Source organism: Saccharopolyspora soli, from assembly GCF_022678645.1.
GTDB classification, from domain to species: domain Bacteria; phylum Actinomycetota; class Actinomycetes; order Mycobacteriales; family Pseudonocardiaceae; genus Saccharopolyspora; species Saccharopolyspora soli.
Window position 1 is genome coordinate 1 of the sequence record NZ_JALBWV010000020.1, and the last position, 20,841, is coordinate 20,841.

A 20,841-nucleotide genomic window follows, 5' to 3' on the forward strand; every position below is an offset into this window, starting at 1 on the left:
CCCCCCCCCCCCCCCCCCCCCCCCCCCCCCCCCCCCGCCCCCCCCCCCCCCCCCCCCCCCCCCCCCCCCCCCCCCCCACGACTCGGTGTCAGCCACGCACAACTTCGACGACGTGCGACACGGCGTTGTCGACCTCGATTTCGGCTCGGTCGCCGGAGCGCCGGTCGCGGACCTCGACGACTCCCTTGGTCAGGCCCTTGCCCACCACCAGGATCGTCGGCACGCCGAGGAGTTCGGCATCCGCGAACTTCACGCCGGGCGAGACCGTCCGGTCGTCGAGCATGACCTGCACGCCCGCCGCGTCGAGCTCGGCGGCGATGGCCTCAGCGCGCTCCCGGATGCTCTCGTCCTTGCCCGCGATGACCACGTGCACATCGGCGGGCGCCACCTCGCGCGGCCACACCAAGCCGAGGTCGTCGTGGCTCTGCTCGGCGATCACCGCGACCATCCGCGACACGCCGACGCCGTAGGAACCCATGGTGATCCGCTTCGGCTTGCCGTCCTGGCCGAGCGCGTCCAGCGAGAGCGCGTCGGCGTACTTGCGGCCGAGCTGGAAGATGTGGCCGATCTCGATGCCGCGCGCGGCGACCAGCGTGCCGTGGCCGTCCGGCGACGGGTCGCCCTCGCGGACCTCGGCGGCCTCGATGGTGCCGTCCGGGGTGAAGTCCCGGCCGCACAGCAGGTCCACCACGTGGTGGTCGGTCTTGTCCGCCCCGGTAACCCACGCCGTCCCGGTCACCACGCGCGGGTCGACCAGGTAGCGAACCCCGTTGTCCTGCAACGCCTTCGGACCGATGTAGCCCTTGACCAGGAACGGGTTGGCGGCGAAGTCGGATTCCTCCAGCAACGTCACTTCGGCGGGCGCCACCGAGGCCTCCAGCCGCTTCATGTCGACCTCGCGGTCGCCGGGCACCCCGACCGCCAGCAGGTCCCAGTCCTTGGCACCGGGCTTCCTGGTCTTGACCAGGACGTTCTTCAACGTGTCGGCCGCGCTGAACTTCCGGTCGGTGTTGGCGTTGAGGAAGTCGACCAGCGTTTCGATGGTGGGGGTGTTCGGGGTGTGGTGGACCTCGGCGGGCGCCCGACCCTCGATCGGCTCGGCAGGCGGCGCGGGGGTGATCACGGCCTCGACGTTTGCCGCGAAGTCCGATCCGGTGCTGCGGACGAAGGTGTCCTCGCCGGTCTCGCTCTCAGCGAGGAATTCCTCGGACGCCGAACCGCCCATCGCGCCGGAGGTGGCCGCGACGATCACGTAGCGCAGCCCGACCCGGTTGAAGATGCTGATGTAGGCGTCGCGGTGCAGCTGGTAGGAGGCGGCCAGGCCCGCGTCGTCGAGGTCGAAGGAATAGGAGTCCTTCATGACGAACTCGCGACCGCGCAGGATGCCCGCCCGCGGCCGCTCCTCGTCCCGGTACTTGGTCTGGATCTGGTACAGGATGACCGGGTAGTCCTTGTAGGAGCTGTACTCGCCCTTGACGGTCAGCGCGAACAGCTCCTCGTGCGTCGGACCGAGCAGGTAGTCCGCGCCCTTGCGGTCCTTCAGCCGGAACAGGTTCGGCCCGTACTCGGTCCAGCGGTTGGTCGCCTCGTAGGGCTCCTTGGGCAGCAGCGCGGGGAAGTGGATCTCCTGCGCGCCGATCGCGTTCATCTCCTCGCGCACGATCTCCTCGATCTTGCGCAGCACCCGCAGGCCCAGCGGCAGCCAGGAGTAGATGCCCGGCGCCACCCGGCGCACATAACCGGCGCGAACGAGCAGCTTGTGGCTCGGCACCTCGGCGTCGGCCGGATCCTCGCGCAGGGTACGCAGGAACAACGTCGACATCCTCGTGATCACGGCTGCTCGCTCCTCGTCCGGCAGGATTCGTCAACCGGCAGGGTAGCGACCCGCTCGTGGGCCGCTACCAGCGGATTACCCGCGCTGCCCGGCGGCTGTCGATGCTGGCGCATATCTTCCGGCCCATGGCACTCAGCATTGGCATGGTGACGATCGACTGCGCCGCGCCGCGGGCGTTGGCGGAGTTCTGGACGCGGGCCCTGGGGACTTCGATCGCCGTCGACGTCGGCGATTTCCTGATGCTCGCTCCCAACGAGGAGGCCGGGGTGGCGCTCGGGTTGCAGCGGGTGCCCGAACCCCGCACTGGGAAGAACCGGGTGCACCTGGACATGACCACCACCGATCGGCAGGCCGAGGTCCGTCGGCTCGTCGCGCTCGGCGCCACCGAATTGGGTGAACATGAGGCACCTGGTTTCGCGTGGACCGTGCTCGCGGACCCGGAGGGCAACGAATTCTGCGTCGCGACCGGCCAGTGAGCCGGATGGCCCATTGTCGCACCGCCGCGGGTGCGGTTACCTCGAAGTAGCACGCGCGTCGCGCAGGGGGTGTCGATGTCCGCCAAGCAGGCCCGCGCCGACCACGGCCGGTCGGCCGAACTCGGTCTTCGCCTGCGGTTGTGGGCGCAGGGGGCGATGACCTGGTTCTTCGCCAAGCGCGGCGACGCGATGGCGCGCACGTTGCAGGCCCCGTGGCGGGACGACCCGTACCCGCTCTACGCGCAGCTGCGCGCGCAGGGCCCGCTGGCCCGCAGCAAGCTCGGGGTCGTGGTCGCCACCACCCACCAGCTCTGCGACGAGGTGCTGCGGGACCGCCGGTTCGGGGTGCGCACCAGCGACGGCTCCTACGGAGACCCGACCGCCGCAGCCGTTGACCTGCAGCTTTCGTTGCTGGAACTCGACCCGCCGGACCACTCCCGGTTGCGGCGGCTGGCCGCCCCGGCCTTCCGGCCACGCCGCCTGGAGACCTACCGGGAACGCATCGCGGAGATCGCGCACGAACTGCTGGACCGGGCGGTCGAGCGGGGCGAGTTCGACGTGATCCGGGATTTCGCGGCGCCGCTGCCGATCCGGGTGATCTGCGAACTGCTCAAGCTGCCACCGCTGGACGCCGAGCGGCTGGCGCACCACGGCCGGGTGCTGGCCGGGGCGTTGGACGGCGTCCGCTCGGCTCGTCAGCTTCGGCAGATGCGGGAGTCGTTCGGCGAGCTCGACGCGCTGTTCACCGAGCTGATCGAACAGCGCCGCGCGGAGCCCGGCGAGGACATCGTCAGCGACCTGGTCGCCGCCCTCGACGACGACAAGCTCAGCGGCACCGAACTGGTGCAGATGTGCGACCTGCTGCTGGTCGCGGGTTTCGAGACGACGGTCAACCTGATCGGCAACGGCACCCATGCGCTGCTGAAGCACCCGGATCAGTGGGATCTGCTGCGCGCCGACCCGAACCTGGCCTCGGCGGTGGTCGAGGAGACGCTGCGGTGGGATCCGCCGGTTCAGATGACGATGCGGATCGCGCACGAGGACGTCGAATTGGCCGGACACCGGCTGGGGGCGGACACGGCGGTGCTGATGCTGCTGGCCTCGGCCGGGCGTGATCCGGCGGTGCACGGCGATCCGGACCGGTTCGACATCGCCCGCCCGGACCGCGGGGACCACCTCGCGTTCTCCTCCGGCATCCACTACTGCCTCGGCGCGCCGCTGGCCCGGATGGAAGCCGAGGTCGCGTTCCGCTGCCTGGCCACGCAGCTGCCCGACCTGCGGCGAGCGGGCGCGCCGGTCCCCCGACCGACGTCGATCATCCACGGCCTGTCCGCGCTGCCGGTCACCACCGACCGCACCCTCTCGCCCACCTGACTCTGCTGGCACCGCCGGGGTCGTGAGCGCGAAAACGGGCTCAGGCCGGTTTTCGCACTCACGACTGTTTCAGGTTCCGCTACCCGCACCGCCACGCAAACCACTGCTGAAACAGTCTCTAGGCTGGATGGGTGCTGGTTTTGCTTCCTCCTTCGGAAACCAAAGCTGTCGGTGGCGCTGGGGCTCCGCTGGACCTGGACGGCCTGTCACATCCGGAGTTGACGCCCACCAGGCGGAAGCTGATCGAGGCACTGTCCACTTTGGCCGACGACGTGCCCGCGAGCCTGACCGCGTTGGGTTTGTCGCAGCGCCAGGTGGAGGAGGTCGAGCGCAACGCCGAGCTCTGGGATTCGCCCACCGCTGCGGCGCTTGAGCGCTACACCGGTGTGCTCTACGACGCGCTCGACATCCGGACGCTGTCGGCGGCGGAACGAAGGCGGGCCGATGCCCGGCTAGCGGTCGCATCGGCGCTGTTCGGCCTGGTCCGCGGCACGGATGCGATTCCGGCCTACCGCCTGTCCGGCGGCAACTCGCTGCCCGGTCTGGGCACCCTGCGCAGGGTGTGGCGTCCGGTATTGGAGCCTGTGCTGGTCAAGACCGACGGGCTGCTGGTCGATCTGCGATCCGGCGCGTACGCAGCGCTGGCGAAGATCCCGAACGCCGTAGAGGTGCGGGTGCTGTCCGAGGACCCGACGGGCGAGCGGAAAGTCGTCAGCCACCACAACAAGTCGCACAAGGGGAAGCTGGCACGGGCGCTGGCCCGGTGCGACGACGAGCCCACCTCGGTCGAGGACGTCCTCGACGTCGCCAACGACGCGGGTCTGCGGGTGGAACGCGAGGCCGCCCGCAAGCTCTGCGTCGTCGTCGAAGCCTGACGGCCGATCGCCGGAAAAACCAGTTGCGGCCGGATGCGGTGATTCAGCACACTTCGGTCGACGAGTTGGCACAGCGCAGGAATGAGTGGAGGGAGGTTCGCCGTGGTGACCGTTGCGACGGATGTGCGCGTGCGTTTTCCGCGCGAGAACACCCGAACCCGCATCCCTCCGCCAGCCGCGCGCTGAGACCTGTCTTCGATCTTTTCGTAGCGGCGCAGCTACGCAGAACAGGCTCTGAAAACCGGTGCCCCGGCGGAGGTCTCGCTTGAGGAGCACTCGATCTTGTCTGCGTACGAAGAGTACGACCCTGATTTCATCCGAACCACCAAGCCGAACAAGAACCGCAAGCAGGCGCAGCCGAAACGGCGACGGTTCGATGACGAGCCGATGCGTCGCGGCCGACTCACCGAAGAAGAACGCGAGCGGCTCGCCGCGCTGCGCGACGAACCCGTACCACAACCGCTGCCCGATGATGCCGACCGCTGGTCCACGTGGGACACCGGGGAACGAGGTCCCCGGCCGCACCCGCGTTGGCTGGTGACCGAGTTGGCCGCGGTCGACCACGAATTGGGGGTCCTCAAAACCGGCAAGGAAGCTGACGTGCACCTGCTGCGCCGGTCGATACCCGGCGGGAATTCCTGCCTGCTCGCGGCGAAGCGGTACCGGGACGGCGATCACCGGATGTTCCAGCGCGACGCCGGTTACTTGGAAGGGCGGCGGATGCGCAAGTCCCGAGAAATGCGGGCGATGCGGCAGCGCACCTCGTTCGGCCGCGGCATGATCGCGCAGCAGTGGGCCGTGGCGGAATTCGGCGTGCTGTCGGCGCTGTGGGCGGCCGGTGCCCCGGTTCCCTACCCCGTGCAACGCGTCGGCACCGAGGTGCTGCTGGAATTCCTCGGCACTCCCGACGGCACGGCGGCACCACGCCTCGCGGCGCTGCGGCCCGAGCCGGACGAACTCGACGAACTTTGGTCGCAGCTCGTCGAGGCGCTGGTGGTGTTGGCCGAACAGGGGCTCACCCACGGCGACCTGTCCGCGTACAACGTGCTGGTGCACGAAGGCCAACTGATGTTGATCGATCTGCCGCAGGCAGTCGATCTCGTCGCGAATCCGCAGGGTGTCACCTATCTACGGCGTGATGTGCACAACATCGCGGACTGGTTCCGCGCTCGCGGCGCGGACGAACACCGGACAGACCCGGAGGAACTCACGATCCTCCTTGCAACCGCTGGAAATCTGATGTGACCGCCGTCTCAGAATTTGGCTCCGCACTCGCGTTGCTCTGCGGCGCGAGTGGCGGGCCCCTGCTTTTCCTGTCTCGGTCCGGGATCCCGAAATCATGTGCCAGACCCCTGAAAACCCGCGACAGTGCCGGTTTCGAGGATGGGCCAAGTGGCTGCGCCGCTTAAAAAATCCAGGGATGAGCACTCAGCGCCCAGTCTGCCGGTCGCAGGCCGGACATCGCGGCCCTGCTCGATCGGCTAGACTCGGCGTTGAACCGGTCGGCAAACGACCGACCACCCGCGAGTCGATGGACTCGCGATCCATCCATCGGCGCCGATGCGTCGGGCTCGTCCTCGTGATCGCACGCGGTCTTCCGCGAAGCCTCCCCGTGACGTGCCAACTTCCGGGAGCTCCTTCGTGCCAACCAGTTCCGCCATGCCCGCGCGCCCATCCCGACGGCCGCGCAAACGCCGCACCCAACCGCAGCCGACACCGAAGCGCAGCCTGTTCGACGAGGTCGGCGTCACGGCCGTCGATCCGGCGCCGTTCAGCGAACTCGGCCTGCCCGAACGGCTGGTGCGCGCCCTGGCCGACGACGGGATGGTCGAAGCGTTCCCGATCCAGGCGGCCACCATTCCGGACGCGTTGACCGGCCGCGATGTGCTGGGCCGCGGCCAAACCGGATCCGGCAAGACGCTGGCGTTCGGACTGCCGCTGCTCGCGATGCAACAGTCCAGCGCCCGCCCGTTGCACCCGCGCGGGCTCGTGCTGGTGCCCACCCGCGAACTGGCCGTCCAGGTCACGGACGCCCTCAAACCCCTGGCCAAGACACTCGGCCGGTACGTCCGGGAAGTCGTCGGCGGCACCTCGTTCACGCGGCAAGCCGATACGCTGCGCCGGGGTGTGGACGTCCTGGTCGCGACGCCGGGTCGACTGGCCGACCACGTGCGCCAAGGCACCTGCGTGCTGTCCGAAGTGGAGCGCACCGCAATCGACGAAGCCGACCAGATGGCCGACATGGGATTCCTGCCGCAGGTCCGCGAACTGCTCGACCTGGTGCCCGCCGACGGCCAGCGCCTGCTGTTCTCCGCGACGCTGGACGGCGACGTGGACAAGCTCGTCGAGCGCTACCTGACCAACCCTGTGGTGCACTCGCTGGCGCCTTCGGCGGCCAGTGTGGACAGCATGGAACACCACCAACTCCTGGTGTCCGCAGCGGAAAAACAAGCTGTGCTGGCCCGGATCGCGGCCCGCGAGGGGCGCACGATCATGTTCGTGCGCACCAAGCACCACGCCGACCGGTTAGCGAAGAAGCTGCGCACGGTCGGGATTCGTGCCGGGGCGCTGCACGGCGGCAAAGCGCAGAACGTGCGAACCCGCATCCTCGACGAGTTCAAAGACGGCACGACCGGAACGTTGGTGGCCACCAACGTGGCCGCGCGCGGCATCCATGTCGACGACGTGAGCCTCGTGGTGCACGTCGAGCCACCGGCCGACCCCAAGGACTACCTGCACCGAGCAGGACGCACGGCCCGCGCCGGAGCCGCCGGAACCGTCGTGACGCTCGTCACCGAAGACCAGCGACAGGCATTCCGCACCCTGGCCGCTCAGGCGGGGGTAACGGCCACGACCACCACCGTCAGCCCGGAAGACGCCGAACTCGCCCGCCTGACCGGAGCCCGCGAACCCGATGGCATCGCCATCGCCGAGCCGAAGCGGCGCGAAGCCCCACGCGGTCGCGGCGAAGCGACGCGGAGTCGCGGCGCGAATCAGCAAAGCCGGAGCGCGGAGCGCCCGGGGCACGAAGTGCCCCGGGGCCGCAGAGCGCAAGGGCCGGGGCGCGAGCCCGGCGAACCCCGGAGGGGCCGCAGGCCGCTCCGGGCGGAGCGCGGCAGCGGCGGTCACGACGGCCGACGCGGAGCGGAGGCCGACGGCCGGAGCGCAGCGACGGGCAGCGGAGAGCACAGCGGCCGTGGCGCGCAGCGCCCGTCAGGGCGCGGTGCTCGGGGAAGCCGCGGAGCCCGCAACGGTCGCGACGGGATGCGCCGCGACCGCGCCTAACCCAATCGGTTAGGAGTGAAGGGCACCTTTCACCGAATTAGAGGGTGCGCGGATTGGCTTGCGTGGCGGTGCGGGTAGCGGAACCTCAGAGGTCTTCTCGCTGTGGGATCCCCGACATCATGTATGCCGATACACCACGTCGGGGCTGTCCTCGCGGGGAGAACCCCAGAGGGGTGGGCCGCCGTGAACCCGCGGCGGCGCAAGCTGCGAGGGTGGGAGGAAGCGGCTGACGCCGCTTGCCTGACGACCCCCTCGACATGCCCAATCCGCGCGAGTTCATAGTTGGTAGAAGGTGCCCTTCACTCGGAAAAATCAGGGGTTCTTCAGGGCTGCGACGGGGCCTACGACGATCACCGCCGGGGGTTTGATGTCGTTGGTGCGGACGTCTTCGGCGACCGTCGCGAGGGTGGTGCGCAGGGAGCGCTGGCCGCTGGTGGTGCCTTCCTGGATCACCGCCACCGGGGTGTCCGCTGGACGCCCGTTCTTCACCAGGACCTCAGCGAAGGCTTCGATGCGCTGCACCGCCATGAGCAGTACGAGGGTGCCGCGCAGTCGGGCCAGCGCCGTCCAGTCCACCAAGGACTTTTCGTCGTCGGGCGCGACATGTCCGGAGACGACCACCACCTCGTGTGCCACACCGCGGTGCGTCACCGGCACGTCGGCGACCGCCGGGACGGCGAACGCGCTGGTCACGCCAGGCACGACAGTGACAGGCACGCCCGCTTCGGCGCAGGCCAGCAGCTCCTCGAAGCCCCGGCCGAACACGTACGGATCGCCGCCCTTGAGCCGGGCCACGAACTTGCCCGCCCGCACGTTGTCGATCAGCGTGCGGTTGATGACCTCCTGGTTGGCCGCCCGTCCGTAGGGGATCTTGGACGCGTCGACCACCTCGACGTGCGACCCCAACTCCTCCAGCAACTCGCGCGGCGCCAGGTGATCGGTGATCACCACGTCCGCCTTGGCCAGCAGCCGACGTCCGCGCACCGTGATCAGGTCCGGTGCACCAGGCCCGCCACCGATCAACGCCACCCCCGGCGCCGGTGGCTCCGCGTGCTCGTCGACGACACCGGACTGCAACGCCTCCAGCAGCGCGTCCCGCACCGCCGCGCTCCGCCGCGGCTTGCCGCCCGCGAGCACTCCGAGCAGCAGCCCGTCGTGCTCCGCCACCGCGGGCGTCACCACGCTCCCTTCGGTCGCGCGGTCCGACCGCACGCAGAACACCCGGCGCCGCTGCGCTTCCGCGCCGACCGCGGTGTTCACCGCGTCGTCCGACGCGGCTGCCACCGCGTACCAGGCTCCGTCCAGGTCGCCGTCGCGGTACCCGCGCTGGCTCCAGGTGATCTCCCCGGCGTCGGCTAGCGCCTCCACCGCCGGGGTCGCCGCCGGTGCGATGACCTCGACCGCTGCTCCGGCGCTGATCAGCCGGGGTAGCCGCCGTTGCGCGACGGTGCCCGCGCCGACCACGACGACCCGGCGGCCGGTGAGGTCGAGTCCGGCGAGGTAGTGCTTATCGGATTGAGTGGCCATGTGCGTGTCCGTGTCCGTGCCCGTGACCGTGTCCGGTCGGATCGTCGGGGTGGTGGTGCGGTGTCTGCGGTGCGCCCAGTTTGTCCTCGAAACCCGGCAGCAGCACCCGGTACGCGCAGGTGTCGCAGTTCATCCGGATGTCGCCGTGCAGGGCCTCGTGGTAGCGCTCCACGACGAGGTCGACCAGGGCGTCGCAGTCTCCCAAGTATCCGGCGACGCGGACGTCGATGTCCGGCGCGGCACTCGCGTACTCGCGGGCCTGCGTGACGACGCGCTGCGGCAGCACGCCGTCGAACAGGAAGTACGGGGCGACCACGATCCGCTTCGCCCCGAGTTTGCGGGCACGTTCCAGCCCACCGGGAACGTCCGGCGGTGCCAGGGAGATGAATGCGGTCTCCACCGTGTCGAAACCGCAGGTCTCCTGCAAGAGCCGTGAGACCTTGCACACTTCGGCGTTGGCGTCCGGGTCGGTGGAGCCGCGACCGACGAGCACCACTGCGGTGTCGGCCCACTCGGCGCGCGGCGCCACGGCGTCGATCCGCTCGGCCAACAGGTCCAGCAGGATCGGGTGCGGTCCCAGCGGGCGGCCGAACACGAACGACGTGCCGTGGTGGCGGCGCACTTCCCGTTCCAGCGCCGCCGGGATGTCGCCCTTGCCGTGCCCGGCGGCGACCAGCACCAGTGGCACAGCGGCCATCCGGCGATGTCCCTGCTTGGCAAGCTCGCCCCAGGCTTCGGTGACCGCAGGGGCGGACAGTTCGATGAACCCACCTGCGCTGTCGACACCGGCGGCCGACATCCGACTGTGCAGCCGGTGGAGGAACGCGTGGAACTCCGCCACCCCGTTCTCGTCCACCGTGCCGTGGCCCACGACCAGCAGCGGTTCGGTCACCGGTCACCTCCAGCTTCTGCCCAGTAGAGCAGGGCGTTGATCGCGGCGGCGGCGATGGCCGCGCCACCGCGTTCGGTCAGGGTGCTCACGGCCGGTAGACCGCTGCGGCGCAGCGCGGCTTTGGCGTCGACAGCACCGACGAAGCCGACTGGGACGCCGACGACCAGCGCCGGGTTCAGCCGACCGGCCGCGGCCAGGCGGATCAGCTCGAACAGCGCGGTCGGCGCGTTGCCGATCGCCCACACCGCGCCGTCGGAGTGTTCTTCGGCGGCCAGCCGGATGCCCGCCGCCGAGCGGGTCAGGCCCGTTTCCGCGGCGAGTTCGGCGATACCGGGCCGGTCCAGGCCGATCTCGGTGGGCCGTGCGGTGATACCGGCCGCGACCATGCGCACATCGGTGATAAGCGGTGCATCGTCGAGCAGCGCCGCACGGCCGGTCCGCAGCGCGGCTTCGTCGGCGACGATCTCGCCCGTCCAGCTCGGGTCGGCGGTGGTGTGCACGACGCGCTCGACGACTGCCCTGGTCAGCGGCGGAAACCGGGCGAAATCCGCTCTGCGCCGCATGATCCGGTAGGACTCGGTCTCGATCGGGTGCACATCACGTCTGGAGCTCATACGGGCACCATCTCCCCGCGAGGAATCCCGGCAACACCGTCGCTCATCTGACTTCCGGTTCCTCCCGAGTGGTGAGCTTCCACCACAGCGCCGCGCCGCCCCAGACCGCCAGGAACAGTCCGAGGGTCAGGTAGCCGAGCAGTTCGAACTGATCGCCCAACGCCGCGATCCCGTCCAGGAACGACAATCCGCGCTCAGCCAACAGTCCACATAGGACAACAAAGGCAACTACGACGGCGAGACCGACGGTCAGCGCCGTGGTCGTCACGTTCACCCACAGCCGCCGCAACGGCCGCGCCAACGACCAAGTGTAGGCGCGGGACATCAGCATGCCGTCCACACTGTCCACTGTGCACATTCCGGCGGCGAACAGCAGCGGCAGGCTCAACACCGCGACCGCGGACAGGTGCTCGGTCGGCGACACCATGGCGAGCACGGTGATCTCGGTGGCCGTCTGCATGCCGAGGCCGAACAGCAGGCCGATCCCGAACAGGTGCCAGGAGCGGCCGATGTTGCGCATCCTCCCGCGCAGCAGCCGGGCGAGCAGGCCGCGTCGACCGAGGACGAGTTCGACCTCGGTTTCGTCGACCGCGCCACGCCGAGCTTGGCGCAGCAGCCGCAGGGCATCGCGCAGCACGAACGCGTTGAGCACGGCCAGCGTGCTGAGCACGGCGATCACGATCAGGTCCACGACCGTCGACACCTGCACTCCGGCGTTCTCGGCCCACTGCTGCGCGGCGGGTCCGGCGATGAACGCCACCGCGACCGCGAGGAACAGCACGACGCTGGCGTGCCCCAATGCGAACCACAAGCCCGTCGACACCGGGCGTCGACCGCGCTGCATCAGCAGCCGCGTCGCATCGTCGATCACCGCGACGTGATCGGCGTCGAATCCGTGCCGCAGGCCGAGCAGGTACGCCGTGGTACCTGCGGCGGCCAACCCGCCAACCGCGCTGAACTCGTGCTGTTGCAGCAGGTAGGCACTCCAACCCGCCAAGTGGAGTGCTCCGACCGCGGCCAGCACGACCGCTGCTTTCCGGCGCTCCGCAGCGCCCCAACCGGCGCGCAGCCGGTCCGATTCGGCATCCCAAGACATGGGATCTCCGACCTCCTGGGTTTCCCGCCCGAGGGGCTCGGTGTCCGCACGCCGCGGCGCGGCGCGGGGCCGACGCGCAGTCTCCTGACTCCCGGATCGACGTGGGGCCCCGGCCTTCCAGCTGCTGGCAGCCGTGGCAACGGGTGGGGTCCACTCCCCGGTCACAGTGGCGGGACCGTCCCGGATTCGCACCGGGTTCCTGCACTGTCGGCGGCCGTATCCTTCCCTGCCCCGCAAGCCTTGGTCAACTCGGTGAATTCGATCACGCTCGGAAAGCGGTGGTCCGCCCGCGCAGCGGAGCCTCGGCGAGCGCGGCGATTTCGCGAGAAATCGCCAACTCCGCCGCCCGCACGGACGAGCCCGAGCACTGACTCTTGGCTTGAGCCTTGACGTTTCGAGCCCCATGTCCGCCAGGCGACATGGCGCCCCCAGATCCCCGGATGAGCGGGTTGATCTTTTCCGGGGTCAACCCCAGTGACTCCCCGGCACTCCAGCCTTGAAGCCTTGGAGCGAACGAAACCACGGAGGAACATCGCGCTCGCGGGCGAGCTGCACCGTCCGACCCTTCCACCGATACCCCGGATGGGGGAATGTGGCTCTTTCGCCGCTGTGGTCGGCCAGCGCATTCTTGGGTTACGGCGACCTCAACGGCCTGCCGGAACGCGGGCTGACCAGGACAGGAGGCGACCATGAACGAGACCCATACGATCACGTTGAACCTGCAGGTCGTGGAGGCGGGCGCGAAGACCACCGCCGACGTCGGCTTCACCACTCCGAGCGGTCAGGCGCTGCACGGCCACGGCACCGCGCGACGCCATCCGGACGACCCGGAGGTACCGCAGATCGGCGACGAGATCGCGATCGCGCGCGCCCTGTTCGAACTGGCGCACAAACTGCTCGACAGCGCGGCCCAGGACATCGGCGAACGCCTGCACCGCCGCGTGCACCTACCCGCCTGACGACGTCATGAGCGCGTAGCCCGGCTCCAGCCAGGTTGCGCGCTCACGACTGCGCGGCGAGCACTTCGCGGACCGTTTTCGCCGCCACATCGGCGAGATCGGCAGGCAGTCCTGGGCGGACCCGGACGCGCAGCGGAGCCGGTTCGAGTTGGGGGAGGTCGTCGCGGGCCACGAGTCCTTCCAGGCGCGGCTTCACCGAAGGCAGCAGCGTCACGCCGAGCCCGGCTCGCGCGGCCGCCAGCACCCCGGCCAAATCCGCCGCCTCGCACACCAGATCGGGTTGCCGCCCAAGCGTGGTCACCGCATCGACCGCGAGTCTTCGCATGATGCAGGGCTCGTCGAAAACGACCATCGGCAACGGTTCGTCAGGTCCCGGCGGAACCCAGTCGGGCGCGGCGAACCAGTCCAGCCCGAGGTGACCGGCGTCCCGGCTGCGCCCGCCGGTGGACCGGTCGATCAGCAGCGCGACGTCGATGCTGGCCCGGTCGACCGCATCCGCCAGCCGCGCGGTGCGGTCCAGCCGGAACCGCACTTCGCGCGTGGGCAGGGCCGCCCGCAGCCGGGTCGCCAATTCGGGCAGGAACCGATCGGCGGCGTGCTCGGTGGACCCGAAGACGAGCGTGCGCCGCTCCTCCGCACCCAGGCGGCGCAGCGCCTCGTCGTGCGCGTCGAGAACGCGCCGCGCCTCGGCCAGCAGGGTTTCTCCGTCGGGGGTGAACCGGGCCTGCCGTCCTTCGCGGACGACCAACTTCCGGTCCAGCACCCGCTCCAGCTTGCGCACGTGCTGGCTGACCGCGGACTGGGTCAGGCACAGCGCCGCCGCGGCCCGGTGGAACCCACCACATTCGGCGACCGCGACCAGGCTGCGCAGGGCGACGACGTCCAACACCGCGCTCATGCCGTCAGCATAAACCGATCACAAATCAAAATCGATCGCGATTACTTATCGTCGTTGGACGCGGCTGGTGGCGGGCGACAAGTCTGGAGCCATGAAGAGCGCGAGTTCGATCCCGCTGTCGTTGGCAGTGCCGATCGTGTTCATCTGGGCGAGTGGATTCCCCACCGGAGCGCTGGGCGTTGCCGCTGCGCCGCCGTTCCTGCTGACCGCTGTCCGACTGGCGCTCGCGGCACTGGTGCTCGCGGTGATCGCGCTGTGCTCACGCGCCAGGTGGCCGAGCGCGAAGCTGGTCGGCCACACCGCGATCGGCGGGATCCTCACGTACGGCATGCAGTTCGCTGGTTGCTACGGAGGGCTGAGCGCCGGGGTTCCGGCGTCGGTGACCGCGCTGGTGATCGCGATGAACCCGGTGCTCACCGCGGCGCTCGCCGCATCGCTGCTGCGGGAGCGGCTGAGCCGGATCCGCGTGGTGGGACTCGTCCTCGGCGTGCTCGCGGTGGTCATCACGTTGGGCGACCAGGTCCGTGCCGAGGGGACTCTGAATCCGGGGATCTTCCTCACCTTGCTGGGACTTCTGGGGTTCTCCGCAGGTGGCCTCTACCAGCAGCGGTACTGCGTCGGAGTCGATGTCCGGGCCGGCGGCGCGGTGCAGTCCGCAGCAGCCGCACTGGCCGTCGGCGTGCTCGCGCTGTTCGAACACGGGCACGTCACGCACTGGGCGCAGGCCACGGCAGTGCTGCTGTGGCTGGTTCTGGCGGGGTCGGTGGTCGGGACCGCGTGCTACCTGCGGGCGGTCGCCGTCGGCGGCGCTAGCCGGACGAGCGCGCTGTTCAGCGCCGTGCCGCCGGTCTCCGCACTGCTGGCTTGGCCATTGCTCGGCGAGATCCCGTCGATCGGTGCCTTGATCGGCATCGCGCTCGGCGCGGTGGCGTGCGTGCTCGGCACCCGGTCCGACCCGCTCCGCCAAGCGGATCGCCAGCCCGTGGCAACCTCCTGAGCTACGACTCCAGGTGTGCCAGCCAATCCACAGCCGACTCTCCCAGCCCGCTCACCTGCTCTGATGACGGACGCGGGGCAGTCCTTCGCTGGTGACGAAGTAGAAAACTGGCAGCAGCAGAAACACGCCCAGCGCGATGGCTGGGTGCGTGAACCAGCCAAGCGCGCCGCCGAGTGCGTAACCGATCACGCCAGCGGAAGAACGCAGTCGGCCGTGGCGGATGTAGCGCTCATCATTCCGACTCGTCAGCAGGCCGGGATTGCGGGCGAGATGCGTGTGGACCCACAACCAGCTCGCGCACATGGCTGCGGCGATCAGCGCGTACAGGGCGACGGCGGTTCGCGCGTCCGCGCCGACGGGGTCGGATTGCACGGCTTCGGAGACAACCGCGGTGGGGAAGGCCAGTGCAGCAGTTGTCAGCAGCAGCGTGAGATTGGCTGCGTGCAGACCGCGGTCGACGGTGCGGATGCGCGTGAAGGTCTGGTGGTGGTTCAGCCAGATCACCCCGATGTAGGCGAACGAGGTGACGTATCCGAGGTACACGGGCCACTGATGCCACAGGGCGGGTAGCAATTGGCCGGTGGAGTGCGGTGGGGTGCGCATCTCCAAGGCCAGGATCGTGATGGCGATGGCGAACACCCCGTCGCTGAACGCCTCAACCCTACCGGTGCCCGTGCGGGCAAAACCTTCCTCACCGCGTCGCTCCGATGAGGGGCCGCCGCGCGAGTCGGGATCTGGCGCGTCTGCTGTCATGCCACCTCCGCTTTCGGGTACGTGATCGAAAAGCGGCCCGCCCGCGGGTCTTCTGCACCCACGCTCTCACCGGCGAACCGGTCCTCGCCTAGGACCCGTGCACCATCGAACTCGCCATGCGTGGTCGTATGTCGGCCCGACGATCCCGCCCTCAGCCTGCGTCCGACCCGCGCGATCCGACCAGCTTCCTCCCCCCGACGGCGCGATGCCCTGCGATGTCGCAGGGCATCGCGCCGCGGACCAGCAGGCGGAGTCACTTCTTGGCGAACCCCGCACGCACGTAGTTGACGCCCTGTCCCCAGGCACCTAGGTGCTCGCTGACGATGTCGTTGACGGCGTCATAGGTGTCCACACGGGCCCAGTCACGCTGCAGTTCGGACAGCACGCTCGCGGTGCTGACGGGAACGACGCCCTTCTGGGACATCCGTACGATCGCGGCCTCGTGCGCCGCGGTGCTAGATCCCGCGGAGGCGTCGATGACGGCGAAGACCTCGTAACCCGCCTCGGTCGCGGACAGCGCTGGGAAGGTCAGGCAGACCTCGGTCCACAGACCGGCCATCAACAGGCGGCGCCGACCGGTGGCCTCAACCGCGGCCCGAAAAGCTCCGTCCTGCCACGCGTTGATGTAGGAGCGGTCGATGACCTCGACGTCCGGCAGGGCACGCGTGATCTCCGGGATCACCGGTCCGGCGAAGGTCTCGGCGGCAATGGAGCTCAGCACGGTGGGGACGTTGAACACCTTGGCCGTTTTGACGAGGGTGGCCACGTTGTTCACCAAGGTCTGAGGGTCAGCGCTGCGAGCCCCGAAGATCATCTGGGGCTGGTGGTCGATGAGCACGAGAGCGGTGTCTTCGGGGGTGAACAGGCTGGCGATGGCACTGTCAGGCAGGTCCGGCAGGGTGCTGCTGGCGACCATGGATACCTCTCTGCACGTTTGGAGATTATGCTAGCGACTTTCTTCAAGAAAGTGGCTAGCTGAAATTAACACGCTCGTGTTCCTACATGCAAGCCGCTATCCATTGGTAAGCTGCGGGCATGGCCGCGTACGAGCCTGACTTCTGCCCCCGCTACCACCGGACCGTTGAGATGATCGGCCGCCGGTGGGCCGGGGTGATCCTGCGTGAACTGCTCCGGGGAGCGACGCGCTTCCGGCAGATCGGCGACGCCATCCCCGACATCACCGACAAGCTGCTCTCGGAACGGCTGAAGGGCTTCGAGAGCGAAGGCATCGTCGAACGCCGCGTACTCCCAACCACTCCCGTGACCATCGAGTACCGGCTCACCGAAAAGGGCCGCGCCCTGGAGGCAGCTGTTCGAGAGATCTCGTCGTGGGCAGAGACGTGGCTGCCCGCCGAAGGTGAACCGGATGCGGTTGTGGCCGACGAGAAACGATCCGCTGGCTGACCCGGCGCGCTGATCCCACCTCGCATCGGGCGCTGCAGGCCCTGCGCCGCCGCCGAGCGGTCAGCCCAGCGCCTCCTGGATGCGCTTCCAGGCCGCTAGCACGTGGCGACGCTCGGTCTGCGGCGAGCCGATCGCCAGCCTCAGCACCGTCTTCCCGTCCACTTTGGTGTGCGTCAGGTACAGCTCACCGGCGTCGTTCAGCGACTCCATCAGCCGATATGTCCGGTCGTTGGCGTCCTCGGCGGACAGCTGGGGGAACAGCGGCCGGAAGCAGACCAGCCCCAGCGGATGCGGTTCCAGGAGCTCGAAGCGCGGGTCGTCGCGGACCCAGTCGGCGAACTCCTGCGCGAGTCCCACGCTGCCGCGGATGTGCTCGCGCAGCCCGGCCGCGCCGTACCAGCGCAGCACCGACCACAGCTTCAACGCCCGGAACCGGCGGCCCAGCGGCACCTGCCAATCCCGGTAGTCGATCACTTCGCCCGATGCGGTAGCCGGGTTGCGCAGGTATTCGGGCAGGATCGACAGCGCGTCGATCATGGGCCGCCGGTCGGCCATCCAAAGCACGCTGCAGTCGAAGTTGGTCAGCAGCCACTTGTGCGCGTTGGTGCAGTAGGAGTCGGCGAACTCGGCCACGCCGTCGTTGATCCAGCGCAGCTCCGGGCAAACCGCCGCGACTCCCGCGTACGCCGCGTCCACGTGCAACCAGACGCCGCGCTCCCGGCAAACCTCGCCGACCGCGCGGACCGGGTCGATCGCGGTCGTCGAGGTGGTGCCGATGGTCGCGCACACCAGGGTGGGCACCGCGCCCGCGGCGACGTCGTCGGCGATCAGGGCGTCGAGGTGCCCAGGGTCCATCCCGAGGGTGTTCGGGTCGACGTCGACGATGCGGACGTTGTCCGCGCCGACGCCCACCATCCGGGCCGCCCGCTCCAGGGACGAGTGGGTGTGCTCGGAGACGTAGAGGGTGTGGCGGCGGGTGATCCCCTGGTTGGCGACCTGCCCGTCGCTGACCCGCTGCAATGCCGCGAGGCAGGCGACCAGCGCGGCGCTTGACGCCGAATCCTGGATCACGCCACCGCCGACCGCGTCGGTGCGGAAGTGCTCGGGCAGGCCGAGCAGCTCGGCCAGCCAGTCCACCACGACGGTCTCCAGTTCGGTGCAGGCCGGGCTGGTCGCCCACACCATGCCCTGCACGCCGAGTCCGCTGGAGAGCAGATCGCCGAGGATGGCCGGGCCGCTGGCGTTCGCCGGGAAGTAGGCGAAGAAGTTCGGGTGCTGCCAGTGCGTGACACCCGGCACCAGCACCGATTCGAGGTCGCTGAGCACCCGCTCGAACGGCTCCCCCTGCTCCGGCGGGTGCGCCGGGAGCTGCGCCCGGACCTGTCCCGGCCGCACCTGGGACCGCACGGGATGGGACTCGATACCGGCGTAGTAGTCGGCGATCCAGTCGACGACCTGCTTGCCGAACTCCCGGAACTCCTCCGGCGACATGTGCCCGCTCATCACCCCCAGCGTCGCACGACCCACCACCCAAAACCAGAACCCCCGCTCGGGGTGACGCCAACCGGAGCGAAGGACACCTTCGACCGACATACCCGGTCAAAGGTGCCCTTCACTCCTCACCTGAACGGGGTCGTGAGTGGGTAGCCGGGTTGGAGGCCGGTTGTGCACTCACGAGCGGTGGTGGATTTGCGGGGGTAGCAGGTCGATGGCGTCGGCTGGGCAGATCTCTACGCACTCCCCGCAGGTCGTGCACTTCTCGGCCAGGACCACCGGGCGGCCCGGACCGGGGCGCAGGGCGTGTTCCGGGCAGGTCAGCAGGCAGGCTCCGCAGGCCGTGCAGGCCGCCGAGATCACCAGCGGATCAGGGGGCATCCGTGGCCATCCACCGGTAGCCCCGCGGCGTCACCATCCGGTGACAGACCACAGTGGACTGCGACGATCCGACGAGGACCGTGGTGAACATGTCCACCTCGGCCGGGTCGAATTCCCCGATCGGGGCGCACCACACCCGCTGACCGGCGCGGCTGGCCTGGCGCACCGCGCCGACCGGGGTGGTCGCCGGGCGGTGCTCGGCCAGGATCTCCAGGGCGCGGCCGAGTTGCCAGTCCCGCTGCGCGGAACGCGGGTTGTAGAAGCACACCACCAGATCACCCTCGGCAGCGGCCCGAACGCGGCACTCGATGACCTCCCACGGCGTGTGCAGGTCGGACAGGCTGATCAGCGCGTGGTCGTGCCCGAGCGGCGCACCCAGCAGGGCAGACGCCGCCAGCGCCGCGGTCACGCCGGGCACGCCGACGACCTCGATGTCCACGTCGGCCCGCTCCAACGCCGGGCTCGCCATCGCGTACACCCCGGCGTCGCCGGAGCCGATCAACGCCACCGCGCGACCCTCACGGGCCAGCGCCACCGCTTCGGCGGCACGGGCTTCCTCGGCGCCGAGCCCGGTGGCTCGCACTTCGGTGCCGGGTCGCAGCAGGTGCCCGACCTGGTCGAGGTACTGGTCCAGGCCGACCACGACGGAGGCGCGGCGCAGCTCGGCATCCGCGCGCGGCGTGCGCAGGTCGGCTGCTCCCGGCCCGATGCCGACGATCGCCAGCCGCCCGCGGGGCCGGATGCGAGCCGCCGCGACGGTCACGTTGTCGCCCTTGATCTTGGGCGCGACCAGCTCGACCGGCGCCCCGTGGGCCAGTTCGCCAGCCGCGTGCAGCGCTGCGGCTTCCGCGACGCTGGGCGTGCCGACCTCGGCGCGCACCACTTCGCTCGGGTTGGGGACCTCGATATCAGCCAATGTCTGCGCCGGGTAGGTCAGCAGCGCCAGCTCCTCGGCCCCGCCGGAGTGCCAGAAGCCCAGGTCCTGCACGGCTTCCAGGATGCCGTCCTCGTCTGCCTTGAGGTCGACGCTGGCGACCGCGCGGATCGCCCGCGGGTCCAGGCCGTGCTCGCGGTCCAGCCGGGCGATCGTCTCGGTCACGGCGGTGCGCGATACGCCACGCGCGGATCCGACGCCCACCACCAGGGTGCGCGGGATGAGCCGCAGCGTCCGCTCCTCTTCCTCCGCCGGTCGCCGATCGTCGATCACGACCGTCCACAGTGGCATCTCGACGTCCGGGGCGACGTTGTCCGGAAGCGCGGGGAGCGGGAAGCCGTGCGGGTTGACCAGGCGGACCGGCAGGCCGTCGAGGATCGCGACGCCGCAGGCCGCCAGGTCACCGTCCACAGTGGCGTCGAGCTGGTCGGCGAGCTCGTCCAGCGGGGTGGTGCCGGTGCTGTCGGTGGCGGTGGTGACCACCGGTTGGCAGCCGAGCACGTCGGCGACCTGCTCGGCGAGCGCGTTCGCACCGCCCGCGTGGCCGCCGACCAGCGCGATCGCGAAGCGGCGCGCCTCGTCCACGCAGACCACGCCTGGGTCGGTGTGCTTGTCCCGCAGCAGCGGCGCGACCAGGCGCACCGCCGCGCCGCTGGCCAGGAAGAACACCGCCGCATCCAGGTGGTCCCACAGGCGGCGCACGGCCGAGCCGATCGGGCCGTCGGCGACCACCGCGTCCGGCCCCAGCCGTCCGGCCAGCTCGGCGGCGGCCCGCCGCCCCGCCGCGGTCACCGCGAACAGACCGATCACTGCAACTCTCCTACCTCGTCGACTCTTCTCGCACGCCGCTGATTCCGGCGAGCGCGTGCGCCGGGCCGGGTCGAATCACGATCCCGGCGAAATCGCCAAACCACCCTAACGCCACGCCAGGCCGTGCCAGTCCCAGGCGAAGCCCACCGGCACACCGCACTCCCGACTTCAGTCCCGATACCGCGCGACACCCGACCACAGCGCGTGACCCCACCCACCTGGAGGGCGAGGACGTGCA

Annotated in this window: 19 protein-coding genes and 1 riboswitch; of the genes, 8 read left to right on the forward strand and 11 right to left on the reverse strand. The window is 69.8% G+C overall.

What is annotated here, in order from left to right; all coding sequences use genetic code 11:
- Positions 1 to 88: 88 nt before the first annotated feature.
- Positions 89 to 1,834, reverse strand: coding sequence for a proline--tRNA ligase (locus tag MOQ72_RS16870; protein WP_242184643.1), 1,746 nt, complete (start codon positions 1,832 to 1,834; stop codon positions 89 to 91).
- A 125-nt stretch (positions 1,835 to 1,959) separates the two neighbouring features.
- On the opposite strand from MOQ72_RS16870, the gene MOQ72_RS16875 reads away from it, so the two are divergent.
- The 5 genes from MOQ72_RS16875 (at position 1,960) to MOQ72_RS16895 (ending at position 7,844) form a co-directional block, all read left to right on the forward strand.
- Positions 1,960 to 2,310, forward strand: coding sequence for a VOC family protein (locus tag MOQ72_RS16875; RefSeq protein WP_242184645.1), 351 nt, complete (start codon positions 1,960 to 1,962; stop codon positions 2,308 to 2,310).
- Positions 2,311 to 2,385: 75 nt separating this feature from the next.
- A complete protein-coding gene (locus tag MOQ72_RS16880; protein WP_242184646.1) occupies positions 2,386 to 3,684 on the forward strand; it encodes a cytochrome P450 in 1,299 nt (432 codons plus the stop codon).
- 131 nt (positions 3,685 to 3,815) lie between these two features.
- A complete protein-coding gene (yaaA, locus tag MOQ72_RS16885; RefSeq protein WP_242184647.1) occupies positions 3,816 to 4,559 on the forward strand; it encodes a peroxide stress protein YaaA in 744 nt (247 codons plus the stop codon).
- Positions 4,560 to 4,946: 387 nt separating this feature from the next.
- Entirely contained in the window at positions 4,947 to 5,804 is an 858-nt protein-coding gene (locus tag MOQ72_RS16890) for a serine protein kinase RIO (RefSeq protein ID WP_242184793.1), read from the forward strand.
- 414 nt (positions 5,805 to 6,218) lie between these two features.
- Positions 6,219 to 7,844 carry a DEAD/DEAH box helicase gene (locus MOQ72_RS16895; protein ID WP_242184794.1) on the forward strand — a complete coding sequence of 542 codons (1,626 nt, stop codon included), beginning with the start codon at positions 6,219 to 6,221 and terminating at the stop codon, positions 7,842 to 7,844.
- A gap of 312 nt (positions 7,845 to 8,156) precedes the next feature.
- Here the strand turns inward: MOQ72_RS16895 and cobA are convergent, their stop codons facing one another.
- Genes cobA through MOQ72_RS16915 form a run of 4 tightly spaced genes read right to left on the reverse strand, consistent with a single transcriptional unit; the run spans position 8,157 to position 11,973 of the window.
- Positions 8,157 to 9,371 carry a uroporphyrinogen-III C-methyltransferase gene (gene cobA, locus MOQ72_RS16900; RefSeq protein WP_242184648.1) on the reverse strand — a complete coding sequence of 405 codons (1,215 nt, stop codon included), beginning with the start codon at positions 9,369 to 9,371 and terminating at the stop codon, positions 8,157 to 8,159.
- The gene (locus MOQ72_RS16905; protein WP_242184649.1) at positions 9,352 to 10,263 is read right to left on the reverse strand and encodes a sirohydrochlorin chelatase; all 912 of its coding nucleotides are present in this window, start codon (positions 10,261 to 10,263) and stop codon (positions 9,352 to 9,354) included. The genes cobA and MOQ72_RS16905 overlap by 20 nt, the downstream gene beginning before the upstream one ends.
- Positions 10,260 to 10,877 carry a precorrin-8X methylmutase gene (locus tag MOQ72_RS16910; RefSeq protein WP_242184650.1) on the reverse strand — a complete coding sequence of 206 codons (618 nt, stop codon included), beginning with the start codon at positions 10,875 to 10,877 and terminating at the stop codon, positions 10,260 to 10,262. The genes MOQ72_RS16905 and MOQ72_RS16910 overlap by 4 nt, the downstream gene beginning before the upstream one ends.
- A gap of 43 nt (positions 10,878 to 10,920) precedes the next feature.
- Complete coding sequence (locus tag MOQ72_RS16915; protein ID WP_242184652.1) at positions 10,921 to 11,973, reverse strand: HoxN/HupN/NixA family nickel/cobalt transporter; 1,053 nt, start codon at positions 11,971 to 11,973, stop codon at positions 10,921 to 10,923.
- Between the two features lie 77 nt (positions 11,974 to 12,050).
- A riboswitch (cobalamin riboswitch) is annotated at positions 12,051 to 12,175 on the reverse strand.
- Between the two features lie 487 nt (positions 12,176 to 12,662).
- Between MOQ72_RS16915 and MOQ72_RS16920 the strand changes: the two genes are divergently transcribed.
- Positions 12,663 to 12,932, forward strand: a complete 270-nt coding sequence (locus MOQ72_RS16920; protein WP_242184653.1) for a DUF1876 domain-containing protein — start codon at positions 12,663 to 12,665, stop codon at positions 12,930 to 12,932.
- Between the two features lie 43 nt (positions 12,933 to 12,975).
- Here the strand turns inward: MOQ72_RS16920 and MOQ72_RS16925 are convergent, their stop codons facing one another.
- Positions 12,976 to 13,830: a LysR family transcriptional regulator gene (locus MOQ72_RS16925; RefSeq protein WP_242184654.1), complete on the reverse strand. Its 855-nt coding sequence runs from the start codon at positions 13,828 to 13,830 to the stop codon at positions 12,976 to 12,978.
- 91 nt (positions 13,831 to 13,921) lie between these two features.
- Between MOQ72_RS16925 and MOQ72_RS16930 the strand changes: the two genes are divergently transcribed.
- Complete coding sequence (locus tag MOQ72_RS16930) at positions 13,922 to 14,827, forward strand: DMT family transporter (protein ID WP_242184655.1); 906 nt, start codon at positions 13,922 to 13,924, stop codon at positions 14,825 to 14,827.
- Positions 14,828 to 14,878: 51 nt separating this feature from the next.
- Here MOQ72_RS16930 and MOQ72_RS16935 read toward each other — a convergent pair whose 3' ends face one another.
- Both MOQ72_RS16935 and MOQ72_RS16940 read right to left on the reverse strand, forming a co-directional pair.
- Complete coding sequence (locus MOQ72_RS16935) at positions 14,879 to 15,580, reverse strand: TMEM175 family protein (RefSeq protein ID WP_242184656.1); 702 nt, start codon at positions 15,578 to 15,580, stop codon at positions 14,879 to 14,881.
- A gap of 253 nt (positions 15,581 to 15,833) precedes the next feature.
- Positions 15,834 to 16,496: a hydrolase gene (locus tag MOQ72_RS16940; protein WP_242184657.1), complete on the reverse strand. Its 663-nt coding sequence runs from the start codon at positions 16,494 to 16,496 to the stop codon at positions 15,834 to 15,836.
- Between the two features lie 119 nt (positions 16,497 to 16,615).
- On the opposite strand from MOQ72_RS16940, the gene MOQ72_RS16945 reads away from it, so the two are divergent.
- Positions 16,616 to 16,984 carry a winged helix-turn-helix transcriptional regulator gene (locus tag MOQ72_RS16945; RefSeq protein WP_242184658.1) on the forward strand — a complete coding sequence of 123 codons (369 nt, stop codon included), beginning with the start codon at positions 16,616 to 16,618 and terminating at the stop codon, positions 16,982 to 16,984.
- A gap of 60 nt (positions 16,985 to 17,044) precedes the next feature.
- On the opposite strand, the gene MOQ72_RS16950 is transcribed toward MOQ72_RS16945, so the two are convergent.
- The 3 genes from MOQ72_RS16950 to cobJ form a co-directional block, all read right to left on the reverse strand.
- Positions 17,045 to 18,475: a pyridoxal-dependent decarboxylase gene (locus MOQ72_RS16950; RefSeq protein WP_242184796.1), complete on the reverse strand. Its 1,431-nt coding sequence runs from the start codon at positions 18,473 to 18,475 to the stop codon at positions 17,045 to 17,047.
- A gap of 180 nt (positions 18,476 to 18,655) precedes the next feature.
- The gene (locus tag MOQ72_RS16955; RefSeq protein WP_242184659.1) at positions 18,656 to 18,859 is read right to left on the reverse strand and encodes a DUF362 domain-containing protein; all 204 of its coding nucleotides are present in this window, start codon (positions 18,857 to 18,859) and stop codon (positions 18,656 to 18,658) included.
- The gene (cobJ, locus tag MOQ72_RS16960; RefSeq protein WP_242184661.1) at positions 18,849 to 20,603 is read right to left on the reverse strand and encodes a precorrin-3B C(17)-methyltransferase; all 1,755 of its coding nucleotides are present in this window, start codon (positions 20,601 to 20,603) and stop codon (positions 18,849 to 18,851) included. Before cobJ ends, MOQ72_RS16955 begins: the two co-directional genes overlap by 11 nt.
- Positions 20,604 to 20,841 lie beyond the last annotated feature (238 nt).

What these genes read in the sequence shown, in the direction of transcription:
- MOQ72_RS16910 (WP_242184650.1), bottom strand. Translation starts at nt 10,877, where the DNA reads ATGAGCTCCAGACGTGATGTGCACCCGATCGAGACCGAGTCCTACCGG.
- MOQ72_RS16950 (WP_242184796.1), bottom strand. Translation starts at nt 18,475, where the DNA reads ATGTCGCCGGAGGAGTTCCGGGAGTTCGGCAAGCAGGTCGTCGACTGG.
- MOQ72_RS16920 (WP_242184653.1), top strand. Translation starts at nt 12,663, where the DNA reads ATGAACGAGACCCATACGATCACGTTGAACCTGCAGGTCGTGGAGGCG.
- MOQ72_RS16895 (WP_242184794.1), top strand. Translation starts at nt 6,219, where the DNA reads ATGCCCGCGCGCCCATCCCGACGGCCGCGCAAACGCCGCACCCAACCG.
- MOQ72_RS16940 (WP_242184657.1), bottom strand. Translation starts at nt 16,496, where the DNA reads ATGGTCGCCAGCAGCACCCTGCCGGACCTGCCTGACAGTGCCATCGCC.
- MOQ72_RS16945 (WP_242184658.1), top strand. Translation starts at nt 16,616, where the DNA reads ATGGCCGCGTACGAGCCTGACTTCTGCCCCCGCTACCACCGGACCGTT.
- MOQ72_RS16935 (WP_242184656.1), bottom strand. Translation starts at nt 15,580, where the DNA reads ATGACAGCAGACGCGCCAGATCCCGACTCGCGCGGCGGCCCCTCATCG.
- MOQ72_RS16890 (WP_242184793.1), top strand. Translation starts at nt 4,947, where the DNA reads ATGCGTCGCGGCCGACTCACCGAAGAAGAACGCGAGCGGCTCGCCGCG.
- MOQ72_RS16915 (WP_242184652.1), bottom strand. Translation starts at nt 11,973, where the DNA reads ATGTCTTGGGATGCCGAATCGGACCGGCTGCGCGCCGGTTGGGGCGCT.
- MOQ72_RS16880 (WP_242184646.1), top strand. Translation starts at nt 2,386, where the DNA reads ATGTCCGCCAAGCAGGCCCGCGCCGACCACGGCCGGTCGGCCGAACTC.
- MOQ72_RS16955 (WP_242184659.1), bottom strand. Translation starts at nt 18,859, where the DNA reads ATGCCCCCTGATCCGCTGGTGATCTCGGCGGCCTGCACGGCCTGCGGA.
- MOQ72_RS16930 (WP_242184655.1), top strand. Translation starts at nt 13,922, where the DNA reads ATGAAGAGCGCGAGTTCGATCCCGCTGTCGTTGGCAGTGCCGATCGTG.
- MOQ72_RS16925 (WP_242184654.1), bottom strand. Translation starts at nt 13,830, where the DNA reads ATGAGCGCGGTGTTGGACGTCGTCGCCCTGCGCAGCCTGGTCGCGGTC.
- MOQ72_RS16875 (WP_242184645.1), top strand. Translation starts at nt 1,960, where the DNA reads ATGGCACTCAGCATTGGCATGGTGACGATCGACTGCGCCGCGCCGCGG.
- cobA (WP_242184648.1), bottom strand. Translation starts at nt 9,371, where the DNA reads ATGGCCACTCAATCCGATAAGCACTACCTCGCCGGACTCGACCTCACC.